The sequence below is a fragment of the Treponema sp. R6D11 genome (assembly GCF_054786075.1).
In genome coordinates this window covers 1-1,770 of sequence record NZ_BDHD01000274.1, presented here as the reverse complement: position 1 = coordinate 1,770, position 1,770 = coordinate 1, and the positions used below count along the sequence as shown (strand labels likewise).

General features: G+C 50.2%; 1 protein-coding gene. It reads right to left on the bottom strand.

The window, feature by feature from the left end:
* Nucleotides 1–1,770, bottom strand: a 1,770-nt coding sequence (locus ACYVTD_RS12210) for a flagellar biosynthesis protein FlhA (protein ID WP_461248032.1), incomplete at both ends; no start/stop codon positions are given.

Here is a 1,770-nt window from a genome sequence, read left to right as displayed (position 1 = left end):
CGGACGCGGTTTCATATTTGCTGTCGATGATCTTTTGCTCTAAAGAAGGCTCTATCGTAAGCATTCGGAGCCTGCGGTCGTCGTCGGCGTACTGGCTGCATATCTGGCTGGCAAGGGCCTGACGCGCCTTTTCGGTAAGGAACAAGATGTTTTTGGACACGGGCGCGTAATCCGCGATTGATTCCAGAATGGTAACCATGTTTCGAATTGAAACTCTTTCGCGTAACAGGCCGTGGAGTATCTTTTGTATCTCCGTGATCCGCAAGCCCTTGCCTTCCCTTAAAACTTCCTCGATGACGGCAGGGTATTCTTTGCGCAGGGTATCCAAAATCGCCTGGGTATCCTGCAGGCCGAGGATCTCCGCGGCGTGGCGGCGTATAATTTCGGTCAAGTGGGTCGCGATTATGGAAGGCGGATCCACCACCGTATAGCCGCAGCGTTCCGCTTCGTCCCGCTTTTCCTGATCTATCCAAATCGCGGGAAGCCCGAAAGCGGGATCCACGGTTTTTTCGCCTTCCAATTCGGTTGTTACGGTTCCCGGGTTTATGCAAAGGTAATATCCTATGCGGATTTTCCCGCTGCCCGAATTTACTCCCTTAATTTTAAAGCAGTATTCGGAAGGCTCCAGTATTGAATTGTCAATTATTCTTACCTTTGGAATAACAAGGCCGAGATCAAAGGCGGACTGCCGCCTTACGTTCTGCACCCTTTCAAGAAGTTCCGCTCCTTTTTCTTTTTCGACGAGCGGGACAAGCCCGTAGCCGAGTTCAAGAGAGAGAGCGTCAAGCGGGACGACGGGGGAAATTTCCCCGGCTTTCTCGTCTTTTTTCTCTTTTGACTTTGCCATCATCTCGTTAAAGCTCGCGGCTTTTTTCTGCTTAATTCCCTGTCTGTAGGCATGGGCGGCGATAAGAGCCGACATGGGAATAAGAACATACCACGGAAAGCCGGGCAGTACCGAAAGAAACACAAGGACTCCGGCGCAGATCCAATAGACGATGGGGTTGCGGTATAACAACTGCTCCAATACCTGATCGGACAGACTGCCGGGTGCGGCGGCCCTTGTTACCACGATGCCCATCGCGGTGGAAACTAACAGCGCAGGAAACTGGGAAACAAGCCCGTCCCCTATAGCGAGGCTCACATAGTTGTTAGCCGCAATTCCAAGCGGTTCGCCGTGAAGCGACATTCCGACGATAATTCCGCCGAGCACGTTTATTGCGGTTATAAGGATTCCTATTTTAACGTTGCCGGATATGAATTTGCTCGCTCCGTCCATTGAACCGAAAAAATCCGATTCTTTTTGAATTTCATTTTTTCTTCTTTGGGATTCCTCCTCGGTAATCGAGCCGGAACTGTATTCGGTTTCAACCGCCATCATTTTTACCTGCATACTGTCCAACGTAAAGCGCGCGGCGACTTCCGAAACGCGGGTCGCGCCCTTTGTAATTACGACGGCCTGAACAGCGATTATGATGATAAAGATGATAAACCCGATAACGATCCCTTCGTTGCCGGAAACCCCCACTACAAAGCTGGAAAACGCCCTTACCATTTTACCGTTAAATTTAATGCCCTGCGCCAAAATAAGCCGTGTGGAAGAAACGTTTAACGCTAGCGAGAAAACCGTCGCGACAAGGAGCATTGTCGGGAAAAGGCTGAATTCGGTGGGTTTTTGGGTATAAATAACTACAAGTAGGATCAAAAGGGAAAGCATGAGGTTCATCGCCATAAGCGCGTCGAGTAAAACCGTCGGAAGCGGCAAGATCA